Here is a 24,164-nt window from a genome sequence, read left to right on the forward strand (position 1 = left end):
CGGCTTCGAGGTCTTCTTGTTGTGTGTCTGTTCCATAATGGGCAATTCTCCGAGAGTTTTACCCTCCGGTAAACCCGGGGCGGTTCACTGGGATCGCACCCATGCCATCCTGCAGGAAAGCCCCCGCAAACGGGCCAACAACAGCCGATCCCGGACTCCTGCTCTACTAAAGGGCCTGATCTTCAGTGACACCGGTACGGCCATGACGCCCACAAGCACCAAGAAGGGCGCAAAGCTTTACCGCTACTATGTGTCAATGGACATCATACGAAACCGCGAGACCGGCGAAGAGACCGCCCCGATGCGGCTGGCGGCCGGAATGGTTGAGGACGCGGTCGTGACCGAGGTCCGCCGTATTCTGCAAACGCCGGAGGTGGTGAAACAGGTGATTCCGGCCCTGAAGACGGAAAATGGCGCGATTTCTGAGGCCGACATCATCGGGGCACTGCATGAGTTCACCGCGCTCTGGGCGCAGCTGTTCCCAGCCGAGCAGGCACGGATCATCCAGCTCTTAGTCCGGCGCGTCACCGTCACCGCCGCAGGTCTTGAGGTGGACATCAGGCGCGAGGGGATCACAGGCGTCATCCGTGAGATGGTCGCGCCGCGCAATCTGGAGGCAGCCGAATGACCCATGCCGATGACACAATTCGCGTGCTGATACCATTGAAGGTCCGCAAGAAGAATGGTTGGCCGAAAATCCTGCCGCCTGCCGATTATCTGCCGAGCGAGGACCAGACGCAGCATCCGCATGTCCTCCGCGCCATTGGGCGGCGTGGGGTTGGCTGCGGCGCATGGACACTGGCGAATTCAGCACTATCCAAGAACCGGCCGAAGCCGTCGGGCTGGCCAAGCGCCATGTCAGTCGCCAGTTGCAGCTGGCCTACCTCGCACCGGAGGTACTCAAGCGGCTGACCTGCAGGCGCGAGCCGTTGGCGGTCAGCCTGAACGATCTGTACTTTCTCGCAGGAGAGGCTTGGCCAGAGAAAGAACAGCGCGGGTTCAGTTAGATTCTAATGAAAGCTCGCCTGAAAGGCCGTCGCGGTCAACGAGACATGGGCTCCTAAAGGCGGGCGCAACTCAAATGCTTTCGGCTCACGCGAGAAATTCCAGAGACGGAACAAGCACCATTCTGACCGGCGCTCTTCGGCGACCACCAGTTCATTGCGGGAAATGTAAAAGGGCGTTCGTTCCCAGCCATTTGTCGTTTTCACCTCGATCAAACGCTCCTGTCCGTCCGGCGTAAAGCTGGAAATGTCGTACCCGGCACCGTCACCATCCTCTTCGGAAATCCACCGCACTTTGCGCGCCAGATCATCTCGACCGGCCACTTTCAAAGCGGACCGTTCGTGTGCAACGACGCGCTCTTCTCCCGCACGTCCGAGGGCGCGGTTGCGTTCATCCCGACCCGCCACGTCGAACTTTTTAGCGACATGCAACATCTGCTCCAGTTCCAGCGGCGGCGGCTGGTTCGACAGCGTCGGTGACGGTCCAATCCAGATCTGCGCAGCCTCGCGCAAACCATTTGCTGATCGCGAGCCCGACATCCGCCCAAGCCAGGCCGGGTTCCATGCCAACCAGCGCGCCACAGCATCGACCAAGGTCATCTGGAAATTGAACGCTGGCTTGTAGCCGGGGATCCAATCTTCGCCGAGCCCCTTCGGTACCGCGCTGATATTCTGATGCTTGAACTCGATCGAGCCTTCTGTTCGGCGCCGCAAAAGGGGCATCAAACTGCGCCGATGCTGAGCCTTATTGTAGGGACGGCTCGCCATGTCCTCGGCCAGCATCGCGAAGTAATCCGCGACGATCAGGTCGTTTTCTGCATCTGTCCAAGGCCCGTTCGACATGTCGCAAGGCTATGAGCGGAAAGTCTTTTTGTCATCAACGACTTCTCGCGACCGTTCGCACAGTTTCGAAGAACCACGCCGCCTTTGAGTGTCTCCGTTTGCTTTGATAGCGGTCGAACCGGCCTCAACTGCGGCGCAACCCATTTTTGGCAAGCATCTGAAAAGACGACCATTTTTTTATGCGTCTCGATTTGGGTGAAGGGCGGGTGAAAGGAAACGCGGGGCGTTCGGAGACCAATTTCGGGCCAACGGCCAGTCTCCGAAAGTCGGATGGCTCCGCTAAACCCCTTTGAAACAGAAAGAAAAAAGGCCCGCACTGGGGCCTCGTCTCGGGTTTGCGATATGCAAGTGGCGGACAGACAGTCAGCCCTCAACATATATCCATATAAGTTATCGCAGTAAATTAAGCCAGATATAGAAAGCTCCCTCACACTTTGTGTAGCAGTATGTGTAGCAACATTTCAGACTGACATTTGGTTGCGGGAGGGCGCAACCCTCGTCAATTGCCTGAAGTCCATTATTGAAAAAACAGAGAAATCGAAAGTTCGACGAGGTGCCGCGTGAGCGAGCGCAGCCCTCGATCTGAAAGCTAAAGCGTCCGGCGCGAAACCTGAATCGTTGGGATTCCCTTGAGCGCTGATCTGTGATTCATCCTGTCTGGGAGGATGGATCATGTCAGCACCTTTGCCGGATGCGCTGCGGGCGCGGTTTCAGCAGTTGATTGAGGAAGGGTTAAGCGGGCGTGCGGCAGCGTTGCGCCTGAAACTTTCGCCGGCCACCGGGGCGCGTTGGGGGCTCTCGATCCGGCGGACGGGTCAGGCAAGGGCCGCGCCTCAGGGTCGGCCTCGCGGCAAGGGCAAGCTTGATCCGCATCGCTCCTTTTTGATTGAGCTGATTGATCAGGACGGCGACATGACCATGCCCGAACTGGCCGGAGCTTTGGCTGATGCAACCGGTGTGCAGGCGCACCCCGATGCCATTGGCCGGTTCCTCCGCAAACTCGGCTTAACGTATAAAGAAAGACACTGGTCGCTACCGAGCGGCGCCGTGCACGGGTAAGAAAGCTGCGTGACGAGTGGTTCAAGCACCGCCTTCCAGCCGTCACAGCCCAGCCAGATCGCGTTGTCTTTATTGATGAAACCTCCGTCAAAACCAACCTGACCCGACAACGGGGTTGGTCGCAGCGCGGCGAGCGGTTGGTGATAGATGCTCCGTTCGGATCATGGGGGACGCAAACCTTCATCGCAGGCCTCGGCGCCAATGCCTTGATCGCACCGTGGGTCATCAAGGGGGCGATGGACGGCGAAGCCTTTGCGGCCTACGTCACGCAAGTCCTGCTTACTGAACTGGAGCCAGGCACCGTCGTCATCTTGGACAACTTCGCCACACACAAGAATGCCGCTGCCGCCAAAGCCATGCGCGAAGCCAAATGTTCAGCGCTCTCGCGGAAATATGCGACCTCTTCTCCCCGGACGAGTGCTGGAATAACTTCAAGGCTGCCGGATATGTCTCAGGTTAAAAGTCGGATGCTTTAAGCCCGGGATGACGTTTAACTGTCCCTTAGTGTCGCAATATCTTACCGAAGAAATTGCGCGCGCGGTCTGTCTTCGGATTGTCGAACAGCTGCGCAGGCGGACCATGCTCGACGACAACTCCACCATCCATGAACACGACTTGATCGGCGATTTCGCGCACGAACGCCATCTCGTGGCTGACCAGAACCATCGTCATCCCGTCTTCTGCCAGTTGCCGAATACTGTCGAGGACCTCATTCACCAACTCGGGGTCGAGCGCGGATGTGACTTCGTCCAGCAACAGAATTTCGGGATGCAGCGCCAGCGCCCGGGCGATGGCGACACGCTGTTGCTGCCCACCGGACAATTGATCGGGAAAGGCCTGCAATTTGTCGGCAAGTCCGACCATCGCCAAAAGCCGTTCCGCATCTGCGCGCACTTCGGCCTTTGGACGTTTCTTGATCTTGGTCGGGGCGACGGTCACATTGTCGATGATGCGCATGTTCTGGAACAGGTTATATTGCTGGAACACGATCGCGATCTGGTCGCGCGCCCGGCGCAGGGATGCAGTGCTGGCAAAATCGATTCTGTCATCGTTGATCATGACGTTGCCGCCCGTCGCAGGTGTCAGCCCCACGAGCGTGCGCAACACCGTTGACTTGCCAGAGCCCGACGGGCCGACCAAAGCCACAACCTGACCTTTTTCGATTGAAAAGCTGACGCCCTTCAGAACGTCAAGTGCGCCGTATCTTGCGCGAAGTTCGTTGACCGCGAGGTGTGGCAAGCCGCTTCTCCAAATATTGGCCCAGCATGCTGAGCGGGAATGACATCAGAAAGTAGCACAGGGCGATTGTGCCGAAGACGAGGACCCCTGAGTATCCTTGGTTATTCAGTTCCTTGCCGCGAAAGGTGAGTTCGAACACACCGATCTGGCTGACCAGGGCCGTGTCCTTGATAAAACTCACGGCAAAGGCGATGGCCGGGGGAATGATGATGGGCCACGCCTGCGGCAGCGTGATGGTGAGCATCGTGCGCAATCGTCCGAAATTCATCGCCCGCGCGGCTTCCATTTGCGTTGTGGGCACGGATTCCAGTCCGCCCCGGATGATTTCTGCGGTGTAGGCGATGGCGTAGATACAGATCGAAATCACCGCGATCGTGAAGAGAGAGGCATTGGTGGCCACGGTCTGGATGAAAAACAACACCAGATAGATCACCACGAGGAACGGAATGCGGCGAAAAACCTCGACGTAGGTGACGCAGATGATCCGCAGCGGGATCGCCCACTTGCCGGGGGTCTGTCGCAGGAAGACGAGAACGAGAGCCAGCACGAACCCAATCACGCAGCCGACCAACGTCATCGCGAGGGTAAGCCCTGCGGATTGCAGCAGCAACACCATGTTGTCGGCGGTGAAGAAGCGGGGAATTTGCTCGATGATGCGGTCCATTAGAAGATCCTGACTTTCACGCGGAACGCCCACCGCCCGAGCAGGGCAAGCCCGATCGAGGCCACGAACGTCAGCGCCACATAGAGGACAGCCACGACGGAGAAGTATTCAAGCCAGCGGTAGTTGATCGACGACAGGTTAATCGCCTGTCCGGTCAACTCGTCCACACCGATCAGCGCACCGACGGACGTGCCCATCACCAGCACCACGATGAAAAAGTTCGCAAGGGCCGGATACACCGACTTGGCGATATGCGGCACGATGATATAGCGGATCTGCTGCACCACGGAGAAGCCCATGGTCAGGCCGGCCTCGATCTCGTTCTTGCGCACGGACAGGAAACCGGCGCGCAGGATCATGGTCAGATAGGCGCCTGCGTTCAACACCAGACCGATCAGGACACAGGCCTCGTTCGACCAGCGCACACCAAGTTCGGGCAGTCCGAAATAAAGAAAGTATATCTGGATCAGGGCGGGCGTGTTGGTGATGAAGACAACGTAACTGTCCACTAAGATCCGCAACGGCAGCGGTCCGTAGGTCTTGATCGAGGCGCAGATCAGCCCGATCAGGAGGCCGCCCCCGAACGCGAACACGCCCAGCTGTAACGTTAACCAGGCGCCTTCCATCAAGGCACCGAAGTTGTCCCAGACAACGCCGTATTGGAAAGTGTAGTTCATCGGATTTGGGGCACCTTGGCCCCGCCTGCGCATCGCGCAGGCGGGACGCTAGAGGAAGGATCAGAAGTAGGGCGTCGGGGTGACTTCACGCAGCATCGGCGCGCCGTAGTGCGATTCCCATGCGGCGTTCACGGCACCGGATGAATGCAGATTGTACAGGATCACGTTCAGAACCTCGGTGAGGTCTTCATTGCCCTGTGAGACACCAGCAGCACAATACGCCACGAAAATCGGTGTTTCGACGACGCGCCATTCGGTGTCGGGGAAGTTTTCGGTGAAGGCCATGAAAAAGTCGATGTTCTCGACGATGGCGTCCGCCCTGCCCTGTGCCACTAGGCGCACGGTGTCCGCGATGCTGTCGACCAGCTCGATCTCGACGTTTGGCATGTTCTCTTCGATCCAGCCGACCGTCCAGTTGCCGCGCATGTTGGCAAGTGTCACTCCTTCTGCGTTGAAGTCCTCCCAAGTGTCGCCTTCGATGGCGGCAGTGGTTAGCACGGCCAGAACCTCGGTGTGGACCGGCACGGTAAAGTCGATAAGCATGGCGCGTTCGGCGTTGCGTGTCAGCGCGCCGAGGGCGACGTCGATGCGGTCGGACACCAGAAACGGCACGCGTTGCGCGGTTTCCGTCGGCACCCATTCGACCTCGACGCCAAGACCGTTGGCAAGCTCGGTGCCGATGTCGATGTCGAACCCGGCCCACTCACCTACGTCGTTGCGGGCGCTCATGTTCGGAAAGTTGGGATTGATGCCGATCCGAATGACGCCTTCTGACAGAATTTCATCGAGGCTTCGCGCCTCGGCAGCGGTAAACGGGGTGGCCAACACGGCAAGTCCGGACAGGGCCGCGGCGATAAAACTACGCTTCAACATTGATATTTCTCCAGGTTGGCAGCGCCATTCGTGGTGCGTGGCGCCGTTTATGAAAAGGCCGCAGATGCAATCTGTGCGCAATGCGAACTTATGTTCGAATTTAGGTCACCGCTTTTCAAGTCTGTCAATCCCCGCCTGCAGATTTCGTGCCGGATATATCGGCCTCAGCCTCGATTTCGACGTCATAGGGACCGATAAGATTGACCCCGGCGATCAAAGTGTTGGCCGGGCGAATGTCCTTGAGATAAAGGGCGTGGATGGCAGAAACCGCCTCCCAGTCCGCCTCGTGACGCAGGTAGATGCGGGTGCGCGTGACATCGTCGATCGATCCTCCCAGCGCTTCGATGGCCGCTGAAATCTTGTCCAGAATGAAGGTGGCCTGTGCCGCCGCGTCCCCGGAAGCGACGGGACTTCCGTCCGGTCCGGTCGCCGTCGTGCCGCTGACCGACACCCGGTCCCCGCTGCGCAGCGCGCGCGAGAAACCAGCCTTTTCTTCCCAGATCGAACCGCTCTCGGCGCGAGTCCGGCCCGGGCGGGCCGTGCTCTCAACGACTGGAAACACCGGCGCCATCGTCGCCAGATGATGGCTTAAATCACCCGAGGCAGTCAGAAACGGCGGCTTGCGATACTCATCGCCGCAATCGCCCGGAATGGCGGGCATGGTGGACACGACGGCCTCGATCGCGGCGCGATCTTCGGGGTCGAGCACCAGCTCGAGGGCGCGCTTGTTGTCGCTGCGGTGCTCCCCCTCGCCCAGGCGGGCGCCGATGATAGTCGCGGTGATCGCGGGATGAGCCAGAGTCCATGCCGTGGCCACATTGCTGATCGAAACACCGTGCTTGTGCGCCACCTGCCCCAGAACCCCCAGCAGCTCCTGAAAGCGCGCCCAGCCGCCGCTTGCGTCGATGAAGCGCTTGTATTTCATCCGGCTCCAGTCGTCGATCCGGTCCGGCTCTGCGACGCCAAGCCATTTGTTCGACAGGAACCCTCCACACAGTGTTCCGAAGGCGAAGATCGCGACGTCGTGTGCTTCGGCGACATCGCTCAGCGCCCCTGCCGCGCGACAGTCCAAGAGCGAGAAACAGACCTGATTGGACGCCACCTCGATCCCCTCGCGAAGGACGAGGTTCAGGTGGGCCGCGTCGAAATTGGTCAGGCCGATCTCGCGGATCAGCCCCTCTTCGCGCAGTCGCATCAGATGTTTCAGCGCCGTGAGGTAGTTTGGCGATTCGTAGCGCCACCAGTGGAACTGCATGACGTCGACGACCGGCAGGCCGAGGCGCTCGAGCGCCGTTTCCACAGCGCGCCGCACTGTCCCCTCGTCCATCGAGCCGGGTTCGGGGCACCATTTTGTCAGGATCGTCGGCGCCGGATCGCCAGCCTCTGTCAGCGCCTTGTGCGCCATGCCCGCCACGACTTCAGCACTGCCGTAGTGATCGGCCATGTCAAAGGTGTCAAAACCGTCTCGGGCGTAGTGCACCAGCGCCTGCGCCGCCGCGTCGAGGTCATAGGGTTTGCCGTCCCTCTCCTGATCGGCCATCTGCCACAGCCCCGTGACTAGCCGCCGCACCGGCACGTCTCGGCCAATCTTCGCTTTCTCTGACTTCAATCTCATGGCAACCTCCTTTTGCGAACAAGTGTGCGCATTATAAACACCGCGACAAGACGTTTTGCACAAAAGGAGCAATGCCGCGATGAAAATAGGGTTGGTCGTCAATCCGATTGCCGGGCTGGGCGGGCGTGTAGGATTGAAAGGCACCGACGGGGCAGGAACGGCCTCCTTGGCGCTGGACCGTGGCGCCATTGCGCAATCTGGCCTGCGCACGCGCCGCGCGCTGCAACGGCTGGCCGACCGGGTTCCCGATGCCGCACTCACCGTGGCGGCGGGAGACTTGGGCGAGACATGGGCCGTGGGGCTTGGCATGAACATGACCACCATCGACCTGCCCGCGCCCACCGGCACACCGGACGACACAGATAAGGCGGTGCGCGCGATGGCGGCCTGCGATCTGATCGTTTTTGCCGGAGGCGACGGAACGGCGCGCGATGTCACCGCCGCCGTGTCCCCGAGTCAGGCGATTCTGGGAATTCCTTGCGGGGTTAAGATGCATTCGGGCGTGTTCGTCGTAACGCCCGAGGCGGCGGGGGCCCTGTTGGCGGATATACTGTTGAACCCCGATCAGGTGACTTGGAACGATGCGGCCGAAGTGATGGACATCGACGAACAGGCCCTGCGGGCGGGGCGTATCGCCCCGGTCCTTTATGGCCATGTCCGCGTGCCGAAAATGCGCAGCAGGATGCAGGCGGCCAAGGGTGGCCCTCGGATCTCGTCCGGCGCAGCGCTGGCCACCGCCGCCGCACAGATCGCCCGGCAGATGGACGAAGGCACCCTCTATGTCATCGGGCCCGGCACCAGCGCGGCCGCGGTGGTCGAGGCCACCGGACAGTCTTCGACACTTCTTGGCATCGACGTGATGTTGGACGGCGCCGTCATCGCGCGCGATGTGACCGCCGCGCAGATCGAAACTCTGACGGCAAAGCGCGCGGTGCGTGTCGTCCTTGGCGTGACCGGACAACAGGGGTTCCTGATTGGACGCGGCAATCAACAGATCAGCCCGGACGTTCTGAGGCGGGCGACCCGCGACGGCCTGATTATCCTAGCTTCCGAGGAAAAGTTGCGGGGCCTTGCGCAGCCGGTGCTCTGGATCGACAGCAGCGATCCGGACCTGGATGCGGAACTGGCGGGCTTTGTGCGGGTCCACACCGGTCAGGGCCGCCAAACGATGATGCGTCTATCTGCGGGTTGAAACGCAGTGTGCGTTATGCGAACTTTTGTGCAACTTTGAATTCCAGCACCAGAATCACTCGTCGAACGACGACCGTCCCAGGCAAGCAGGAGGCCCCGCAATGCCCACACAGACCAAAGCCCACCCCTGGATGGCCCTGTCCGCCCCCGGTGTGATCGACGACATGCTCGCCGCCATCGGGGTGTCCGAAATCGCCGATCTGTTCGAACAGATTCCTCAGGATCATTTTCGCAAGACGCCAATCAAGATGCCGCCTGCCCTCACCTCCGAGATGGAGCTGCGACGCGATCTGGTTACACGCCTGAAACGCAACGGCGATTGCGAAAGCAACCTCAGCTTTCTGGGCGCGGGCGTATGGCAGCACCACGTTCCGGCCGTCGTCGACGAGATCGTCGGACGCACTGAATTCGCCACCAACGTCTGGGGCAGCTACCAATCCGACCACGGGCGCAATCAGGCGTGGTTTGAGTTTTCGTCGCAGCTGGGGGCGCTTCTGAACCTCGATGTGGTGCAATTGCCCGTCTATTCATGGGGCTGCGCGATCGGCCACGCCGTGCGGATGGCGACGCGCATGACAGGTCGTACCAAGGTGCTGATGCCGCGCCTGTCGGACCCGGAGCGCCTGTCGGTCATCCGCACCTACTGCCAACCGACCGAAATGGACGGCAGCATCGACGTCGTCATGGTGGCCGCAGACCCAAAGACCGGACGCCTTGATCTGGCCGATCTTGCCTCGAAACTCGGTGATGATGTTGCGGCGATCTATTTCGAGAACCCCGCCTACCTCGGCACGATCGAAACAGAAGCCGCGCAGATCGCAAAGCTGGCCCGCGCTGCGGGGGCCGAGACCATCGTCGGCGTCGATCCGGTCAGCCTTGGCGTGATGATGGCGCCGGGGGATTACGGGGCCGATATCGTCACCGGACCCGTGCAACCCCTTGGCGTGCATATGCAATGCGGTGGCGGTGCGGGCGGGTTCATCGCCTCGCGCGATGAAGAACGCTACGTGCGCACCTACAACGGGTTTTTGGTGTCCATCGCGGACACCGCTCGCGACGGCGAATTCGGCTTCGGTCTCGCCTGTCCGCACCAGAATTCCTACGGAATGCGGGAGGACGGCAATGACTGGACCGGCAATTCCACCTACCTATGGGCCATCGCCGGTGCGGTCTACATGAGCCTTCTGGGCCCCGACGGATTTGCAGAATTGGGCCGCCTGATCGTGTCGCGGGCGCGCTACGCCGCGCGGATGATCGACGCGCTTCCGAATGTCTCGGTCCAATGGCCGGACCGGCATTTCAAGGAATTCGTCGTCAACTTCGACGCCACGGGCCGCAGCGTATACGACATCAACGACGCCTTGCGCGCGCAGGGCATCTTTGGCGGAAAGGATATTTCCGGCGAGGAATCCAACCTTGGCCAATGCGCGCTTTACTGCGTCACCGAAATTCACACCGCCGCCGACATCCGCAGACTGACCGACACCTTGAAGGAGATCCTCGCATGAGCCGCTTGCCAGAGTTTCACGCGGCCAAATGGGACGAGCCGGTCGTCATGGAGCTGGGTCGCCCCGGCGGGCGCGGCCAGATTTTTCCGGCACCCGAGGACGAGGTTGCCCAAGACGTCGGAGACGACCTGATCCCCTCCTCCATGATGCGCAAGGATCGCCCGGTGCTGCCCGAAATCACCGAGTTCGAGGCCCAGCGCCACTACCTGCACCTAAGCCAGATGACGCTTGGAATGATGGGCGTCAGCCTGTTCGGCACCTGCACGATGAAATACAACTCCAAGACATCGGAATACGCGACGCTGCGCCCCGAACTGGCCGAGGTCCATCCCTACCAGCACCCCGACACGCTTCAAGGTGTGTTAAGCATCATCCATGATTTCGACCACATCCTGCGGTCCCTGTCGGGGATGGATCAGTTCATCTTTCAGGCCGGCGGCGGGGCGGATGCGGCCTATACGATGGCCATCGTCGCGCGCGCCTATTGGGCCGACCGTGGTCTGCTGGATCAGCGCACCGAGATGGTGACCTCCATTCAGGCGCACCCGTGCAATCCAGCCACGGCCGCCGCGGCAGGTTTCAAGGTGGTAAACCTGCCCCTGGAAGAGAACGGTTATCCGTCGCTGGACGCCCTGAAGGCCGCCGTCAGCGACAAGACCGCCCTGATCATGATCAACAATCCCGACGACATGGGCATCTACAACCCCGAGATCAAGGAATGGGTCCGTGTCGCCAAAGAGGCAGGTGCGTTGTGTTTCTACGATCACGCGAACTTCAACGGCGTCATGGGCAAGCTGTCCGCGCGCGAGCTTGGGTTCGATGCCTGCATGTTCATGCTGCATAAGACCTTCGGCGCGCCCAAGGCGGGCGGCGGTCCCGCTGTCGGTGCGTTCGGCTGTTCGGATGAGCTGGCCCAATATGTCCCCTGCCCTGTCGTCACGAAAGCCGGTGCGCGATACATCCTCGATGAAGACCGCCCGAAATCGGCGGGAAAGGTCCGCGAATTCTGGGGCAACGTGCCGCAAGTCGTGAAGGCCTACGCCTGGGCGCGCGGCATGGGTGCGGACGGCATCAATCTGGCCTCCGACATCTCGGTGGTTGCCAACAACTACATGGACAAGCGCCTGTCGGAGATACCCGGCATCGCCATTTCGAACCCCGACATCACGGCCAACCGCATGGAGATGAGCCGCTGGTCGTTCGCCCCCCTGTGCGAGGAAACCGGCATCGGAACGGTCGACGTCGCCAACCGGATGGCCGACTACGGCATCGACCCGTTCTGGATGAGCCACGAGCCGTGGATCGTCGCGGAGCCGTTCACACCCGAGGCGGGCGAGCTTTGGTCAAAAGAGGACATTGATCTGTGGATCGACGTCATTGCCAAGATCGCCGACGAGGCCCGCACGGACCCCGAAATGGTCAAGTCCGCGCCACACAACCAGCCCGTGGCGCAGGTCAACGGCGACGTTTTCGAAGATCCGGGCAAATGGGCGATGACGTGGCGGGCCTACCTGCGCAAGGTCGCTTCCGCCAAGGCGAACGGCAGCTGACGGCGATGACCACTGCACCCCTAATCCGCGAGGACAGACACACCCTTGAGGGACGCGGTGTCACGCTGGTCGAGCACCAGTTCTGCCGTGACCTTGGCGGTCATTGGTGCGCCGCTGAAACCCACCCAGGGAAACAAGGCCAGATAGAAGCCTGTCGCGCCCGGCAGTTCGCCCAGAATGGGCCGCCAGTCAGGCGTGCCGTTGACCCATGCGGTCCAGCTGCGCAGCGCCCGCATCTGGCCCACACGCGGCACCACGCCTGCGGCCATCGCCATATTTCCGGTGAGACTGACAGGATCGGTGGCAAGGCTTCCGTCGCCGCGACGGGCCGCTGGCCAGCCCCCGCCGATAATGCATCCCCCATTCGGAGCCTGCTTCAACGACAGCTTTCCGGCTGCGGAATAAATCAGATGCGGTATCAACGGCGCGACGGGCTCGGTGGCTGTCACCTGAAGCGGAAATCCGTCGATGTCGATTTGCAGGCCCAGCATCGCGGCGATCTTTCCCGCCGAGGCCCCGGCCGCATTCACCACCTTGGGCGCCTGAAATTGCCCCTGAGGGGTGGTCACGCAATACCCGCCGTGCACGGCTTCGAGCGCCGTTGCCGCGCAGTCGCGCAGGATGTGAACGCCCGCGCGCTCAATACAGGCCTGGATCGCGGGCGTGACGCGCAAGGTGTTCGCCTTGCCTTCCATCGCGCAATATCCGCCGCCGATGGCTGCGTCGGACAGGTAGGGTGCAATCTCGAACAACGCCGCACGGTCAAGGACCTGCGTCTCGACGCCATGCTTTGCTTCGATGCGCGCCTTGGCGGCGATCAGCGCCATTTCGGCCCCGGTCTGCGCCACGACGATGCCGCCCCCCATCTTGACGCCGAGGTCTTCGCCCGTCCGGCGCGACAGATCCTGCCACAACGCCAGCGAGTCCTTCAGAAAACCGAGGCAGGGTCCGTAGTCGCGGGCCCAGTCCTCTCCGAACTTGGCGAATTCGGGATACTGGATCTGCAAATGCAGACTGCCCGCATTGGCACCCGACGCCTGTGCACCCAACTCACCGCTTTCCAGAAGCACTACGTCGCGCCCCGCGTCCGCCAAATTCCATGCCGTCATCATTCCGGTGATGCCCCCCCCGATCACGATCACATCCGCTTTTCTCATCTTCAAAATCGTCAAAGGACCACCTCATGACCAAAGCTCAATTCTCTGGCAGTTACACTGTGACCGTCACCCCCTTTACCGAAGGCGGTGAGGCAATTGATTACCCCGCGTGGGAACGTTTTCTGGATTGGCAGCTCGAGAGTGGCGTTCCGGGCATCATTATCCTGGGCACTACCGGCGAATTCCTGACGATCACCGATCAGGAGCGTGAAGAGTTCGTTGCCGCGACGGTCAAGCACATCGCAGGCCGCATTCCGGTTCTCGTTGGCACGATGAACGCCTACACGCCCAACGCTGTGCGCTATTCCAAACAGGCCCAAGACCTTGGCGCGGATGGCCTGATGATCGTGCCGCCATACTACTACACCCCGACCGAAGACGAGATTTACAACTACTACAAAGCCATCTGCGAAGGCTGCGATCTGCCGATCATGCTTTATAACAACCCGTTCACGTCCCACGTCGACATGAGCGCCAAGTTGGTTGGCAAGCTGACCAAGGACTTCCCGCAGATCCGCTACATCAAAGAGGCGTCGCAGTGTTGGGAGCGGATCAACGACATCATCGTCGAAAGCGACGGCCTGATGAACGTCTGGGCCGGAAGCCGCGTTCTGGAAAGCTACAAACTGGGCGCAAAGGGATATGTGAATCCGTATGGCAACTACATCCCCCGCGCGACCGCGAAGTACGTCGAATGGGCAGAACAGGAACGTTGGGATGATGTTCAATCCGTGCAATCGGTCATCTTCGAGTTCGACAAGATCATCACCGAGGGGCATCCGCTTTATGGGCACCAGTGCTACTCCAAGGCGCTTGCCGCAGCCGCGGGATATCCGGTCGGCGACGTGCGCGCGCCGATCACCACCTTTGCCTCGCTCGGCAAAGAAGGCGAGGACCGGGTCGCGAAAATGGTGTCCCTGATGGCGAAGCTGAATCGCATCGTCGATGAGATCGAGGCCCGCGACGCCGCTGCCGCCTGACCTCATCTGATGTAGGCCGCGCCGTTCAGATCGATCGTCGCGCCCGTCAGATGGCGGGCGCGACCGGTGGCCAGAAACACAGCCGTCTCGGCAATATCCGACGGTGGCACCCATTCGCCCATGGGCAGTGTTGCGGTGACCGCGTCGACCCCGCCGGTTTTTTCCGCGCTGGCGACCGACATCTGGGTGCCCACGACGCCCGGCGAGATGACATAGGCGAGAATGCCGTGTGCCGCGTAATTGCGCGCCACGGTTTTGGTGGCGGCCGAAATCGCGGCCTTCGATGCGGCATAGGCAATCGCGCCGGGGTTGCTGGTGCCCCGGGTCGAGACCCAGCTTCCGATCCCGATGATCGCCCCCATTTGATTTGCCTCGAGCCAGTCGCGCACAGCGTGGCGCATAAGGCGCGCGGGCGCGGTCACATTAACGGCGAGCGCTTCTGTCCAGACGGCATCCCATTCGTCAATCGGGTCGCTGATGCCCCCGGTCTGTCGCATGATGCCCGCGTTGTTAACCAAGACGTCTATTCGCCCCCCCGCGGCGGCTCGTGCCTCTTTCCAGAACGCATCGACCGCAGCCATTTCAGACAGGTCTGCTTGCAGAAGCGTCGCCTTTCCGCCTGTTGCAGCCTCTGCCCCTGCCCGGTCGCCCCCATAGTGGGCGATCACGGTTGCGCCAGCATCCACCATCGCCTGCGCAGTCGCGGCACCGATGCCCTTGGACGCGCCTGTGACGAGAACGGTTTTACCTGTCAGATCGTCCATGTTTCAGGTCCTTGTCACAAACGGTTTCGCGGCGAGCGCGGGGTTGCAGCGCGAATAGGGTGCGGGCAACGAAATCTCAGCGCCCAAGGCGACGGCAGCCTTCCACGGCCAGCGCGGGTCCCACAACATACCCCGCGCCAGCGCCACGAAATCCGCCTGCCCGGTGGCGACAATCGTCTCGGCCTGTATCGGGTCGGTGATCTGGCCAACCGCCATGACGGGCATGTCGGCTTCGCGGCGCAGCGTCTCGGCGAACCGAACCTGATAGCCGGGTCCGGTAACGATGGACTGACGCTGGTCCAGCCCGCCGGAGCTGACGTCCATGGCAGCGCATCCCAGAGCCTTCAAGGCCTTCGAGAATTTAATCGACCCTTCCATATCCCAGCCGCCGTCGATCCAGTCGATTGCCGACAGGCGGACCACGATCGGCAGATCGTCTGGGCAAGCCTCGCGCACCGCGGCGAACACCTCCAGCGGGAAGCGAATGCGGTTTTCAAGGCTTCCGCCATATTCGTCCGTGCGCGTGTTGGTGATCGGCGACAGGAATTGATGCAGCAGATAGCCATGAGCGGCGTGCAACTGAACGACGTCGAACCCGATCCGTGCAGCGCGGCGGGCGGCGTTTGCGAAGGCATCTTTCACACGTGTCATCGCATCTGCGTCCATGGCCTGCGGCGCGGGCCAATCCGGCAGGTAGGGCATCGCCGAGGGCGCAATCGGGGTCCACCCCTCCGCCCCTTCGATCAGGCCGCCGCCGTCCCAAGGCGACGCCGTACTGCCCTTGCGGCCCGCATGACTGAGCTGGATGCCGATCCGGCTGTCGCCCACCGACTTCATGAAAGACACGATGGCGGCAAAGGCGGCCTCGGTTGCATCGTCATAAAGGCCGGGGCAATGCGGGGTGATACGGCCGTCTGGCTCGACCCCGGTCGCCTCCACAATAATCAGGCCCGATCCGGACATCGCGAACTGGCCCAGATGCGCTTGATGCCACGCCCCGGGCACCCCGTCCTTTGCCGAATACTGGCACATCGGTGCAACGACGATCCTGTTCGGAACGGTCACGCCGCCCAGATCGAACGGAGAAAACAAGTGGCTGGTCATGTGTTTGTAACACCTTTCACAAATGAGATTGATCCGCTTTGCGGTCGCGTTATAGGGTGTGCGTTATAGTAACCTTTGTGCGTTATTTGAACATGACGCAGAAACCCTGACAAGCAGAAAGCTCGAAAATGCCTCAACATGACGTCGCAGCCAGCACCTTTCCCTTTCTCTACTCCCACAGCGGTCTGGATGCCCTCAAGCATCTAAAGACGCTGGGGTTCGACACCTTCGAGATGATGATCTTCCCGCCCCATTGTTGGCCACGTGAACTCACCACGAAGGACCGACGCGAATACAAGGCCTGGCTGAACGGCGAAGGCGGCGCGTTCTCGAGCTTTTGTTACCCCGCGCTCGACAACAACCCCAATGGCGTCGACCGGTTGATGCGTGCCTACACGCTGGACCGCTACAAGGAAGCAATTGATCTGGCCGCAGAATGGGAATGCCCCTATGTCGTGGCGATCCCGGGTCCTGTGAACAGCCTGATCAATCCCCCCCACGACTGGATGCTCAATTGGTTCGTCGAAGGAATGCAGGAGTTGCTGGCCTATTCCAAAGGCACCGGCGTGCAGCTGTTGCTGGAAAACGTGCCATTCACCTACCTGCCGACCGTTCAGGACATGATCGACACCGCCAAACTCATCGGGCCGGAGATCGGCGTGAACTATGACATCTGCAACGCGGCCTACATCAAAGAGGACCCGGCAGAAGGAATCCGATTGCTGGGCGACATGTGCAAGAACGTCCACATCTCCGATTCGGGATACGGTGAGTTCAAACACGAACGCCTCGGCACCGGAATTGTCGACCCCGCCCCCATTGCCAAAGCGCTGGATGACATCGGCTACAGCGGCATCACAGTCCTCGAGATCATCACAGACGCCTTGCAAGAGGGGGCAGATCCGGACGCGGACATCCTCGCAAGCCGCGACATTCTGGCCGCGAACGGCTGGAAAGGCCGCGGCTAACCAAGCCCCGCCTCGACGGGCAGGACCCGACCGGTCATGCCCGCCGAAGCGTCGGATGCCAGAAAATGGGCGACGTTCGCCACATCCTCGGGCGTTGCAAGCCGCCCCAAGGCGGCGTCGCCCGCAAGGCTGCGCAAGGTCTCCTCGACCGTTGGGCCACCCTGCGCATGGCGCGCCCTGATGCGCGACAGCAATGCCTCGGTCGCAATCGGCCCCGGTGCCAATCCATTCACCCTGATGCCCCGCGGCCCCAAATCAAGGGCCGCGGCGCGGATGATTCCGACCACCGCATGTTTTGATGCCGTATAAAGCGCCTGTTTGGCGTGCGCTGTGTATCCATTGATCGAGGCCATCGCGACAATCGCGCCATGGCCCGATCGCTCCAACGCGGGAGCGAAGGCCCCGATCGTTGCCGCAACAGACCAGGTGTTCACCCGCATCACATGATCCCACTCGGCGCGATCCAAGTCCTCGAATCCCCGCCACGGCGGCACGATACCTGCATTCGCCACGACAACATCGACGGTCCCCAGTTCTGCGGCAAGCGCCGCAAGCCTGACGTCGGCGTCGTCCGCAGCCAGATCAAGCGCGACCCCTTGCCACTGGGCCGGCACGACGGACATCATGTCGAGCAGATCAATCGCGACGATCCGTGCCCCTGCCGCCTCAAGGCGCTCTCCAATTGCGCGCCCAAGTCCGCGCGTGGCCCCCGTGACCACGGCCACACGTCCAATAAGTGTTTCGTCGATGCCCATCGACACGCCTCCTATTCTTGTTCACAAGGTACGCGTTGATTGTTTCGCACAGTTGTACGTTATGTGAACAAATACAAGGATATCCGTAAATGTCATTGAAAAAGTCTCGCATCGTGATTCTTGGCGCCGGGTCGATCGGCGTGGCCTTTGCCGCGACTCTGTCCGAGGCCGGCGCCTCCGTCCTGATCGTCGATCCGGATGCCGCACGCCGGATGTCCGTCCACGCCAGTCTGGCCCAGCAACGCGCGGCCATCGCAAAGGCGGGACTGTCCCGAACCGATCCCGGTCCGGTCGACGTGGCCGCCTCGGCGGAAGATCACCTCGGTTCGGCGCAAATGGTTCTGGAATGCGGCCCCGAAGACATCACCATCAAGCAGGCGATCTTTGCAAACCTGTTGGCGAATGCGGGACCGGATACCGTTCTCGCGACGGCCTCCTCTGCCATCGCCATATCGCGGATCGTGTCGGAGCCCGCGGATCAGGCGCGCTGCATCGTCGCCCATCCGGTCAACCCGCCATCGGTGCTGCGCGTGATCGAACTGGTCCCCGCCATGGGCACCGTGCGCGACACGATGACGGCAGCCGAGGGTATATTTCAGGCAGCAGGCTTTGCCACCGTCGCACTCGGGCATGAAATCGAGGGGTTCGTGCTCAACCGGTTGCAAGGCGCGGTGCTGCGCGAAGCCTACCGGTTGGTGCAGGAAGGCATCACCGACGTCGCGGGCATCGATGACATCATGCGGCTCGGCCTCGGCCCGCGGTGGGCCCTGTCCGGCCCGTTCGAGACAGCCGAGCTGAACACGCCGGGCGGCATTCGCGCCCACGCCGCCCGCATGGGCCCCGCCTACAAGCGCATGGGCGAGGCCCGTGGCGAAACGGTAGACTGGAACGACGATCTGGTGTCGCGGGTCGTTGACGAACGCCGCGCGTTGCTGCGAGATGACCAGATCGCCAACCGGGTCGCGTGGCGCGCCCAGGCGGTCGCACAGCTCATCGCGGCCAGAGACACTCTTATGAAAGACGCCGAAGATGACTGACAACCGCTTTACCTTCGACGGCCAGTCGGTCACGGCCAAGCGCGGTCAAAGCCTGGCGGCGGCCCTGACGGACGCAGGCCACCGCACGTTTCGTACGACGGCGAAATCAGCGGAGAGGGGCATATTTTGCGGCATGGGCGTGTGCCAGGACTGTCTTGTAAGCATCGACGGCCAGCCCAATCAGCGCGCGTGCATGTCACTGGCATCGGACGGCATGACGGTGACACGGCAGGTGCCCTTCCCCGCGTTCTCCGGCACGGCGGCAAAAGCGGGCGCGCCGCTCACCCTCGCGCCCGATGTGCTGGTCATAGGCGGAGGCGCGGGCGGCCTCTCGGCTGGTATTGCTGCCGCGCGCGCAGGGGCGGATGTGGTGCTTCTGGACGAGCGCAAGGTGTCCGGTGGACAGTATTACAAACAGGCTGCAGATGGCGTGGTCCTCGATGGCCAACAGCGCGACGGAGCCGACCTAGTGGCGGCCGCCAAATCGGCGGGAATCACCATTTTGTCCGGCGTCGAGCTTTGGGGCGCGTTCGATGATCTGCTGTTCATGGCCCAACAGGGTGACAGGGCGATCATCGCCCGTCCCAAAACCGCCATCGTGGCAACCGGCGCCTATGAACGGCCGGTCATGGTGCCCGGTTGGACCCTGCCGGGCGTAATGACGACCGGTGCCGCGCAAACGCTGTGGCGCAGCTACCAATCGCTTGCCGGCAAGCGGCTGGCAATCTGTGGATCCGGGCCATTGAACCTGCAGGTCGCCGTAGAACTCGCGCGTGGAGGGGCGACCATAGTGCGTCTGGCCGAACGGGCCGCGCACCCGGTCACGCGTCCGCTGCAGGCAGCAAGGATGGCCGTGTCGGGACCTGCCCTTGCGATGAAGGGCCTGAAGATGGAGTGGGCGCTCAGACGGTTAGGCGGCACAGTGCGATACGGCAGCGATCTTATCGGTGTCGCGCAATGCGGCAACGCTCTGGCGGCGACGTTCCAGTCCTCGGACGGCACGCGCGACACGATCGAGGTGGATGTCGTATGTATGAACGCAGGGTTCGAGCCGCAAAACGAAATCCTGCGACTTCTGGGCGTTTCGATGCACTATGACCCTGCGATGGGCCATCTTCGCTGCCACACGGACGACGCGATGCAAACCAACATTCGCGGCCTCTACGCCGTCGGCGACTGCAAGGGACTTGGCGGAGCACCAGCGGCCTGCGACGAAGGTGTCATCGCGGGCACCCATGCAGCTGCGGCAGCGGGGTTTGGCGACGCCTACGATCTTCACAGTGTGCGCCGTCGACTTACTGGTCATCGCCGCTTTCAATCACGGCTCTGGCCGCTTTATGATATCGCGCCACGACAGGCGGCTGACATGCCGAGTGACACGATCATCTGCCGGTGCGAAGAGTTGACGCTGGATGACATCCGCACGGGTCTGGACGACAAACCCGGACACGCAGGCACGCTCAAGCGCGCGACGCGGGTCGGAATGGGTCGCTGTCAGGGCCGCTATTGCGGCCCGGTCGCGGCACGGATGGTGGCGGAGACGACCGGAAAACCCATAGAAAACCTGAGCTTTTTTGCCCCACGGGTGCCGATCAAACCGGTTGCTATCTCTTCGATCTTCGCTGCGGAAGAGGCTGTTCGTGAAAAAACCTGAAGTCATCGTCATCGGTGGCGGTGTGACCGGGACCGTGGCAGCCCTGACGCTCGCCGAGGCCGGGGCCTCGGTCATGTTGATCGACGAGGGCGTGAATGCCGGATCGGGCGCGAATGCGGGGTCGCTGCATGTCCAGATGCAAAGCCGGTTTATGCGGCTTTATCCCGATCAGGTTCCCAACGTCGAAGCGGCGCTGCCTTTCTACCGTATGGCGGCAGAGGAATGGGTGCGTCTGGACAAGGATCTCGGGGGGATCGAGCTTGTCCGCAAGGGCGGCCTGATGCTGGCCGAAACCGAGGAGCAACTTGCTTTTCTGTCAAAGAAGGCAGAGCGCGAAGCTGCGCAGGGGCTGTCCGTGGAGATCCTAAACCGAGAGGCTCTCGACAGGATCGCGCCGTGGCTGGGGCTGCAGATCATCGGCGCGGAACTTTGCCGGGACGAAGGAAAACTGAACCCGCTCATCGCCAACCGTCTGCTTGGCGCCCGCGCTGCGGCGGTCGGGGTGCGTCGATTGGCGGGGCGCGTCACCGCCCTGCGACCGACCCCGCAGGGCATCGAACTGGAGACCGCGCACGAAACCCTGACGGCGGACAAGGTCGTCGTCGCGGCGGCGTGGGGGGCCGGTGCGCTCGTGCACGGATTTGGCGTGAGCTTGCCCACCAAGGCCGAGCCTTTGCACATGAACATCACAGAACCGGGTGCACCCGTCATCAACCATCTTGTCCAGCACGCGGAGCGATCCATAACGCTTAAGCAATTCAGCACCGGGCAGATCGTGATCGGCGGCGGTTGGCCAGCCACAACCGCAGGCTGGAGCGCGCCCCCCACGGTCATTTCCGGATCGATGCTTCAGAACGTGGCGCTGGCGGCGCACTTAGCCCCCGCCATTTCCAATCTGCGGGTTATTCGCACATGGGCGGGCATGAACACCACGATCGACGGGGCTTCCGTGATCGGCCCCCTGCCCGCTTCGGATCGCATCGTCATGGCGGTGCCCGGCGACGCGGGTTACACACTCGGACCGCTCGTGGGGCGAATTGCGGCACAACTGGCGATGGGAGACATGGGCGAAATCGACGTCGGACGGTTCTCTCCCGCGCGGTTCGCGACCTAGCGGCGCAGCGCGTTCGAAATGTCGTGCACCGTTGCCTGCAACTTCGGCAAGATCTCGTTGACCATGCCTTCTGGGGTCATGCGCAGGGTCGGAATCCCGACATTGACGGCGCCGATGATGCTCCCCGATGAGCGGTAGACGGGCGCCGCAATCGACATCAAGCCCACTTCGAGTTCCTGATCGACCAAGGCCCATCCCTTTTCGCGGACACCCTGAAGTATTTTCGAGAATTCCTTCTTATTGGTCACGGTCCGGTCGGTCATGCGGGTCAGCGTGATGCGATCGAGCATCGCGGGCCATTGATCGTCCGGCAAGGCGGACAGCAGGACCCGCCCCGTGGCGGTCGCATGCGCGGGAAAGCGTCGCCCAACGGTGATACCGACGCTGATCACGCGGTGGAATTGCGTGCCACTGACGTAAACCACGCTGTCGTCATCCAAAACGGCGGCGGACACGCTTTCCCGGATGTCTTCGGACAGATGCTCGATAAAGGGGCGCGCGATATCCCACGCACCTTTCGACGAAAGAACCGAGAATCCAAGCTCGAGAACCTGGGGTGTCAAATCGAACAGGCGGCCATCGGCGACGGCATACCCTTCCCGAACGAGCGTCAGCAGGATGCGCCGCGCGCCCGCGCGGGTGTTACCGGTTTCAGTGGCGACTTCGGACAGGGTCATCTTGCGGCGGGTCCGGTTGAAGGCGCGCAGCACCTCAAGCCCACGTGCAAGCGAACTTACGTAATCGCGCGAACTGACCACATCATCGCCAAGGCTTTCTTCGACATCGGCGGCAGCCGTCATCAGACCGGAGCGCGGACCGATTTTACCGCTAGATTTTTTCTTATTCTTTTCCGACGCGTCTGTCATTCGGTGTCCTTGCTGCTCAGTTGCGGAACTGCCCAGGTCCATTCCCGCTCGTTGGTGTCCAATCATTAGTATCACAAGAATCTGCAAGATCGCATCTGCAGTTTATAAATTTTGGGCTTGCGCGACTCGCGATTAAGAACAACTATCGCACAATAGTTCGTTATGCGAACAAACCAACAAACGGGAGATTAAATTGACCACGCATTCAATCACTGCGACCAGAATTTCGCGCCGCACCGCACTCATGGGTCTGACCGCATCGACGGCCATGGCCGCCATGCCGATGAGAGCGCGCGCCCAGTCCGCCGCTACGATCCGCTGGTGGTCGCCGCAAGGCGCCCCGGCGCAAGTCGCGGCCTATGAATTCCAGATCGCAAAGTTCCAGGAGCTGCACCCGGAAATCACCGTCGTGTTCGAAACCACCTCCGACGAGGGCTATGCGCCGCAACTGGCGGCCGCCTTTTCCTCCGGTGAAGTGCCGGACGTCGTCACGCACCTGCCGTCGTTTGCGGTCCAGTCCTATTACGCCAATGGCCTTGTCGAACCCTTCGACGACGTGATCAACGCCATCGGCGTCGAGGACTTCTATCCAGGCGCCAACGACGTGTTCCGCACCGCGGACGGCAACTACTGCGGCACCGGGATCGGCAACTCGGCAGCCAACATGATGTGGCTGCGGACTGATCTGATGGAGCGAGCCGGTATCGAGAAGTCCCCGGTCACCTGGGACGAGATGCGCACCGCGCTGGCCGCGATGCAGACAGGCGGCATCTACGGTGCGCCCCTGCCCTACGGCAGCAACTCGATGACATCGCTGATCTTTATCGGGTTTATCCATCAGGCGGGCGGTCAGGTGTTCACACCGGACCTGCAGGTGGCACTTGACAACGAAGGCACGCGCAATGCGCTCGAGTTCTACCGCGAGCTGCGCGAATACTGCCCTCCCGGTGCGACGAACTATTCGTGGGGCGAAAGCCTGACCGGTTTCGTTTCAGGTGCGACGGCGACCGGCATCTACACCGGCCGTGTTCTGGCAAACGTGCGTGATCAGAACCCGTCCATCGCCGACAGCATCACTTGCGTGACCTACCCGCGCATCTCCGAAGATGTGGCACCGTGGACCTTTAACGACTTTCCTTCCGTGTTCATTCCGGCCCAGTCGCAAAACAAGGATGCGGCCAAGATGTTCGCTGCGTTCCTGTTCGATCCCGAAGGCTATATCCAACAGCTCCACGCCGCGCCGGGCCACGTTCTGCCCGTGCTGGAATCGATCAACAGCAACCCGATGTATCAGGACAACGACATCATTCAGAAATACTCGCAAGAGGTTGATCTGATGGCCAGCGCAGCGGCAGGCGGGTTCAATCTGGGCTATGAGAGCACCGAACACCAATCCAATGACAAGGCCGGAGAGATCATCGGGTCCAATATCATTGCGGACCTGGTCCAGAAAGTCGTTCTGAACGGTGACAATGTGGACGAGGCGCTCAGCACTGCATCCGCTGCCATCGAAAACATCGTGCGGGGCTGATCGGCGCTGCG

General features: G+C 61.5%; 23 protein-coding genes and 1 pseudogene. 13 read left to right on the top strand and 11 right to left on the bottom strand.

Annotation, left to right across the window (positions count from 1 at the left end):
• Nucleotides 1-628: pseudogene (locus tag GZH79_RS03750) on the top strand (hypothetical protein); the annotation flags it as partial.
• 163 nt (nucleotides 629-791) lie between these two features.
• Nucleotides 792-1,007 (top strand): hypothetical protein, encoded by a 216-nt coding sequence (locus GZH79_RS18915; RefSeq protein ID WP_249218969.1) that lies wholly within the window; start codon nucleotides 792-794, stop codon nucleotides 1,005-1,007.
• 3 nt (nucleotides 1,008-1,010) lie between these two features.
• Here the strand turns inward: GZH79_RS18915 and GZH79_RS03760 are convergent, their stop codons facing one another.
• On the bottom strand, nucleotides 1,011-1,847 hold the full coding sequence (locus GZH79_RS03760; RefSeq protein ID WP_211641962.1) for a DUF3883 domain-containing protein: 837 nt from the start codon (nucleotides 1,845-1,847) through the stop codon (nucleotides 1,011-1,013).
• A 672-nt stretch (nucleotides 1,848-2,519) separates the two neighbouring features.
• Between GZH79_RS03760 and GZH79_RS03765 the strand changes: the two genes are divergently transcribed.
• Complete coding sequence (locus GZH79_RS03765; protein WP_211641969.1) at nucleotides 2,520-2,906, top strand: helix-turn-helix domain-containing protein; 387 nt, start codon at nucleotides 2,520-2,522, stop codon at nucleotides 2,904-2,906.
• A 71-nt stretch (nucleotides 2,907-2,977) separates the two neighbouring features.
• Nucleotides 2,978-3,382: a transposase gene (locus tag GZH79_RS03770; protein ID WP_349291154.1), complete on the top strand. Its 405-nt coding sequence runs from the start codon at nucleotides 2,978-2,980 to the stop codon at nucleotides 3,380-3,382.
• Between the two features lie 25 nt (nucleotides 3,383-3,407).
• Here the strand turns inward: GZH79_RS03770 and GZH79_RS03775 are convergent, their stop codons facing one another.
• From GZH79_RS03775 to GZH79_RS03795, 5 genes are all read right to left on the bottom strand, one after another.
• A complete protein-coding gene (locus GZH79_RS03775) occupies nucleotides 3,408-4,145 on the bottom strand; it encodes an amino acid ABC transporter ATP-binding protein (protein ID WP_211641971.1) in 738 nt (245 codons plus the stop codon).
• Nucleotides 4,096-4,809 (bottom strand): amino acid ABC transporter permease, encoded by a 714-nt coding sequence (locus GZH79_RS03780; protein ID WP_211641972.1) that lies wholly within the window; start codon nucleotides 4,807-4,809, stop codon nucleotides 4,096-4,098. The genes GZH79_RS03775 and GZH79_RS03780 overlap by 50 nt, the downstream gene beginning before the upstream one ends.
• Entirely contained in the window at nucleotides 4,809-5,435 is a 627-nt protein-coding gene (locus tag GZH79_RS03785; RefSeq protein ID WP_211641975.1) for an amino acid ABC transporter permease, read from the bottom strand. Before GZH79_RS03785 ends, GZH79_RS03780 begins: the two co-directional genes overlap by 1 nt.
• A 111-nt stretch (nucleotides 5,436-5,546) precedes the next feature.
• Entirely contained in the window at nucleotides 5,547-6,359 is an 813-nt protein-coding gene (locus tag GZH79_RS03790) for a transporter substrate-binding domain-containing protein (RefSeq protein WP_211641982.1), read from the bottom strand.
• 124 nt (nucleotides 6,360-6,483) lie between these two features.
• A complete protein-coding gene (locus GZH79_RS03795; RefSeq protein WP_211641984.1) occupies nucleotides 6,484-7,974 on the bottom strand; it encodes an aldo/keto reductase in 1,491 nt (496 codons plus the stop codon).
• Between the two features lie 79 nt (nucleotides 7,975-8,053).
• On the opposite strand from GZH79_RS03795, the gene GZH79_RS03800 reads away from it, so the two are divergent.
• From GZH79_RS03800 to gcvPB, 3 genes are all read left to right on the top strand, one after another.
• Nucleotides 8,054-9,166, top strand: coding sequence for an NAD(+)/NADH kinase (locus tag GZH79_RS03800; protein ID WP_211641987.1), 1,113 nt, complete (start codon nucleotides 8,054-8,056; stop codon nucleotides 9,164-9,166).
• A gap of 100 nt (nucleotides 9,167-9,266) precedes the next feature.
• The gene (gcvPA, locus tag GZH79_RS03805; RefSeq protein WP_211641989.1) at nucleotides 9,267-10,673 is read left to right on the top strand and encodes an aminomethyl-transferring glycine dehydrogenase subunit GcvPA; all 1,407 of its coding nucleotides are present in this window, start codon (nucleotides 9,267-9,269) and stop codon (nucleotides 10,671-10,673) included.
• Complete coding sequence (gcvPB, locus tag GZH79_RS03810) at nucleotides 10,670-12,223, top strand: aminomethyl-transferring glycine dehydrogenase subunit GcvPB (protein WP_211641991.1); 1,554 nt, start codon at nucleotides 10,670-10,672, stop codon at nucleotides 12,221-12,223. The genes gcvPA and gcvPB overlap by 4 nt, the downstream gene beginning before the upstream one ends.
• Before the next feature lie 20 nt (nucleotides 12,224-12,243).
• On the opposite strand, the gene GZH79_RS03815 is transcribed toward gcvPB, so the two are convergent.
• A complete protein-coding gene (locus GZH79_RS03815) occupies nucleotides 12,244-13,380 on the bottom strand; it encodes an FAD-binding oxidoreductase (protein WP_211641992.1) in 1,137 nt (378 codons plus the stop codon).
• A gap of 26 nt (nucleotides 13,381-13,406) precedes the next feature.
• On the opposite strand from GZH79_RS03815, the gene GZH79_RS03820 reads away from it, so the two are divergent.
• A complete protein-coding gene (locus tag GZH79_RS03820) occupies nucleotides 13,407-14,360 on the top strand; it encodes a dihydrodipicolinate synthase family protein (protein WP_211641994.1) in 954 nt (317 codons plus the stop codon).
• A gap of 2 nt (nucleotides 14,361-14,362) precedes the next feature.
• Here the strand turns inward: GZH79_RS03820 and GZH79_RS03825 are convergent, their stop codons facing one another.
• Complete coding sequence (locus GZH79_RS03825) at nucleotides 14,363-15,124, bottom strand: SDR family oxidoreductase (protein ID WP_211641997.1); 762 nt, start codon at nucleotides 15,122-15,124, stop codon at nucleotides 14,363-14,365.
• A gap of 3 nt (nucleotides 15,125-15,127) precedes the next feature.
• On the bottom strand, nucleotides 15,128-16,228 hold the full coding sequence (locus GZH79_RS03830; protein WP_211641999.1) for an NADH:flavin oxidoreductase/NADH oxidase: 1,101 nt from the start codon (nucleotides 16,226-16,228) through the stop codon (nucleotides 15,128-15,130).
• 128 nt (nucleotides 16,229-16,356) lie between these two features.
• On the opposite strand from GZH79_RS03830, the gene GZH79_RS03835 reads away from it, so the two are divergent.
• Nucleotides 16,357-17,196: a sugar phosphate isomerase/epimerase family protein gene (locus GZH79_RS03835; RefSeq protein ID WP_211642001.1), complete on the top strand. Its 840-nt coding sequence runs from the start codon at nucleotides 16,357-16,359 to the stop codon at nucleotides 17,194-17,196.
• Here the strand turns inward: GZH79_RS03835 and GZH79_RS03840 are convergent.
• A complete protein-coding gene (locus GZH79_RS03840) occupies nucleotides 17,193-17,951 on the bottom strand; it encodes an SDR family oxidoreductase (RefSeq protein WP_211642003.1) in 759 nt (252 codons plus the stop codon). The two genes, GZH79_RS03835 and GZH79_RS03840, sit on opposite strands and share 4 nt — an antisense overlap.
• 113 nt (nucleotides 17,952-18,064) lie before the next feature.
• On the opposite strand from GZH79_RS03840, the gene GZH79_RS03845 reads away from it, so the two are divergent.
• Genes GZH79_RS03845 through GZH79_RS03855 form a run of 3 tightly spaced genes read left to right on the top strand, consistent with a single transcriptional unit; the run spans nucleotide 18,065 to nucleotide 21,756 of the window.
• Nucleotides 18,065-18,988 (top strand): 3-hydroxyacyl-CoA dehydrogenase NAD-binding domain-containing protein, encoded by a 924-nt coding sequence (locus GZH79_RS03845; RefSeq protein WP_211642004.1) that lies wholly within the window; start codon nucleotides 18,065-18,067, stop codon nucleotides 18,986-18,988.
• Complete coding sequence (locus GZH79_RS03850; RefSeq protein WP_211642006.1) at nucleotides 18,981-20,642, top strand: 2Fe-2S iron-sulfur cluster-binding protein; 1,662 nt, start codon at nucleotides 18,981-18,983, stop codon at nucleotides 20,640-20,642. Before GZH79_RS03845 ends, GZH79_RS03850 begins: the two co-directional genes overlap by 8 nt.
• Nucleotides 20,629-21,756 carry an FAD-dependent oxidoreductase gene (locus GZH79_RS03855; RefSeq protein WP_211642007.1) on the top strand — a complete coding sequence of 376 codons (1,128 nt, stop codon included), beginning with the start codon at nucleotides 20,629-20,631 and terminating at the stop codon, nucleotides 21,754-21,756. Before GZH79_RS03850 ends, GZH79_RS03855 begins: the two co-directional genes overlap by 14 nt.
• Here GZH79_RS03855 and GZH79_RS03860 read toward each other — a convergent pair.
• A complete protein-coding gene (locus tag GZH79_RS03860; RefSeq protein WP_211642008.1) occupies nucleotides 21,753-22,709 on the bottom strand; it encodes an IclR family transcriptional regulator C-terminal domain-containing protein in 957 nt (318 codons plus the stop codon). The genes GZH79_RS03855 and GZH79_RS03860 overlap by 4 nt on opposite strands.
• Nucleotides 22,710-22,815: 106 nt before the next feature.
• Here GZH79_RS03860 and GZH79_RS03865 point away from each other — a divergent pair, with 106 nt between their 5' ends.
• A complete protein-coding gene (locus tag GZH79_RS03865; RefSeq protein ID WP_211642009.1) occupies nucleotides 22,816-24,153 on the top strand; it encodes an ABC transporter substrate-binding protein in 1,338 nt (445 codons plus the stop codon).
• The last annotated feature ends 11 nt before the right edge of the window (nucleotides 24,154-24,164 follow it).

The organism is Loktanella sp. SALINAS62 (assembly GCF_018263905.1).
GTDB lineage: Bacteria > Pseudomonadota > Alphaproteobacteria > Rhodobacterales > Rhodobacteraceae > Loktanella.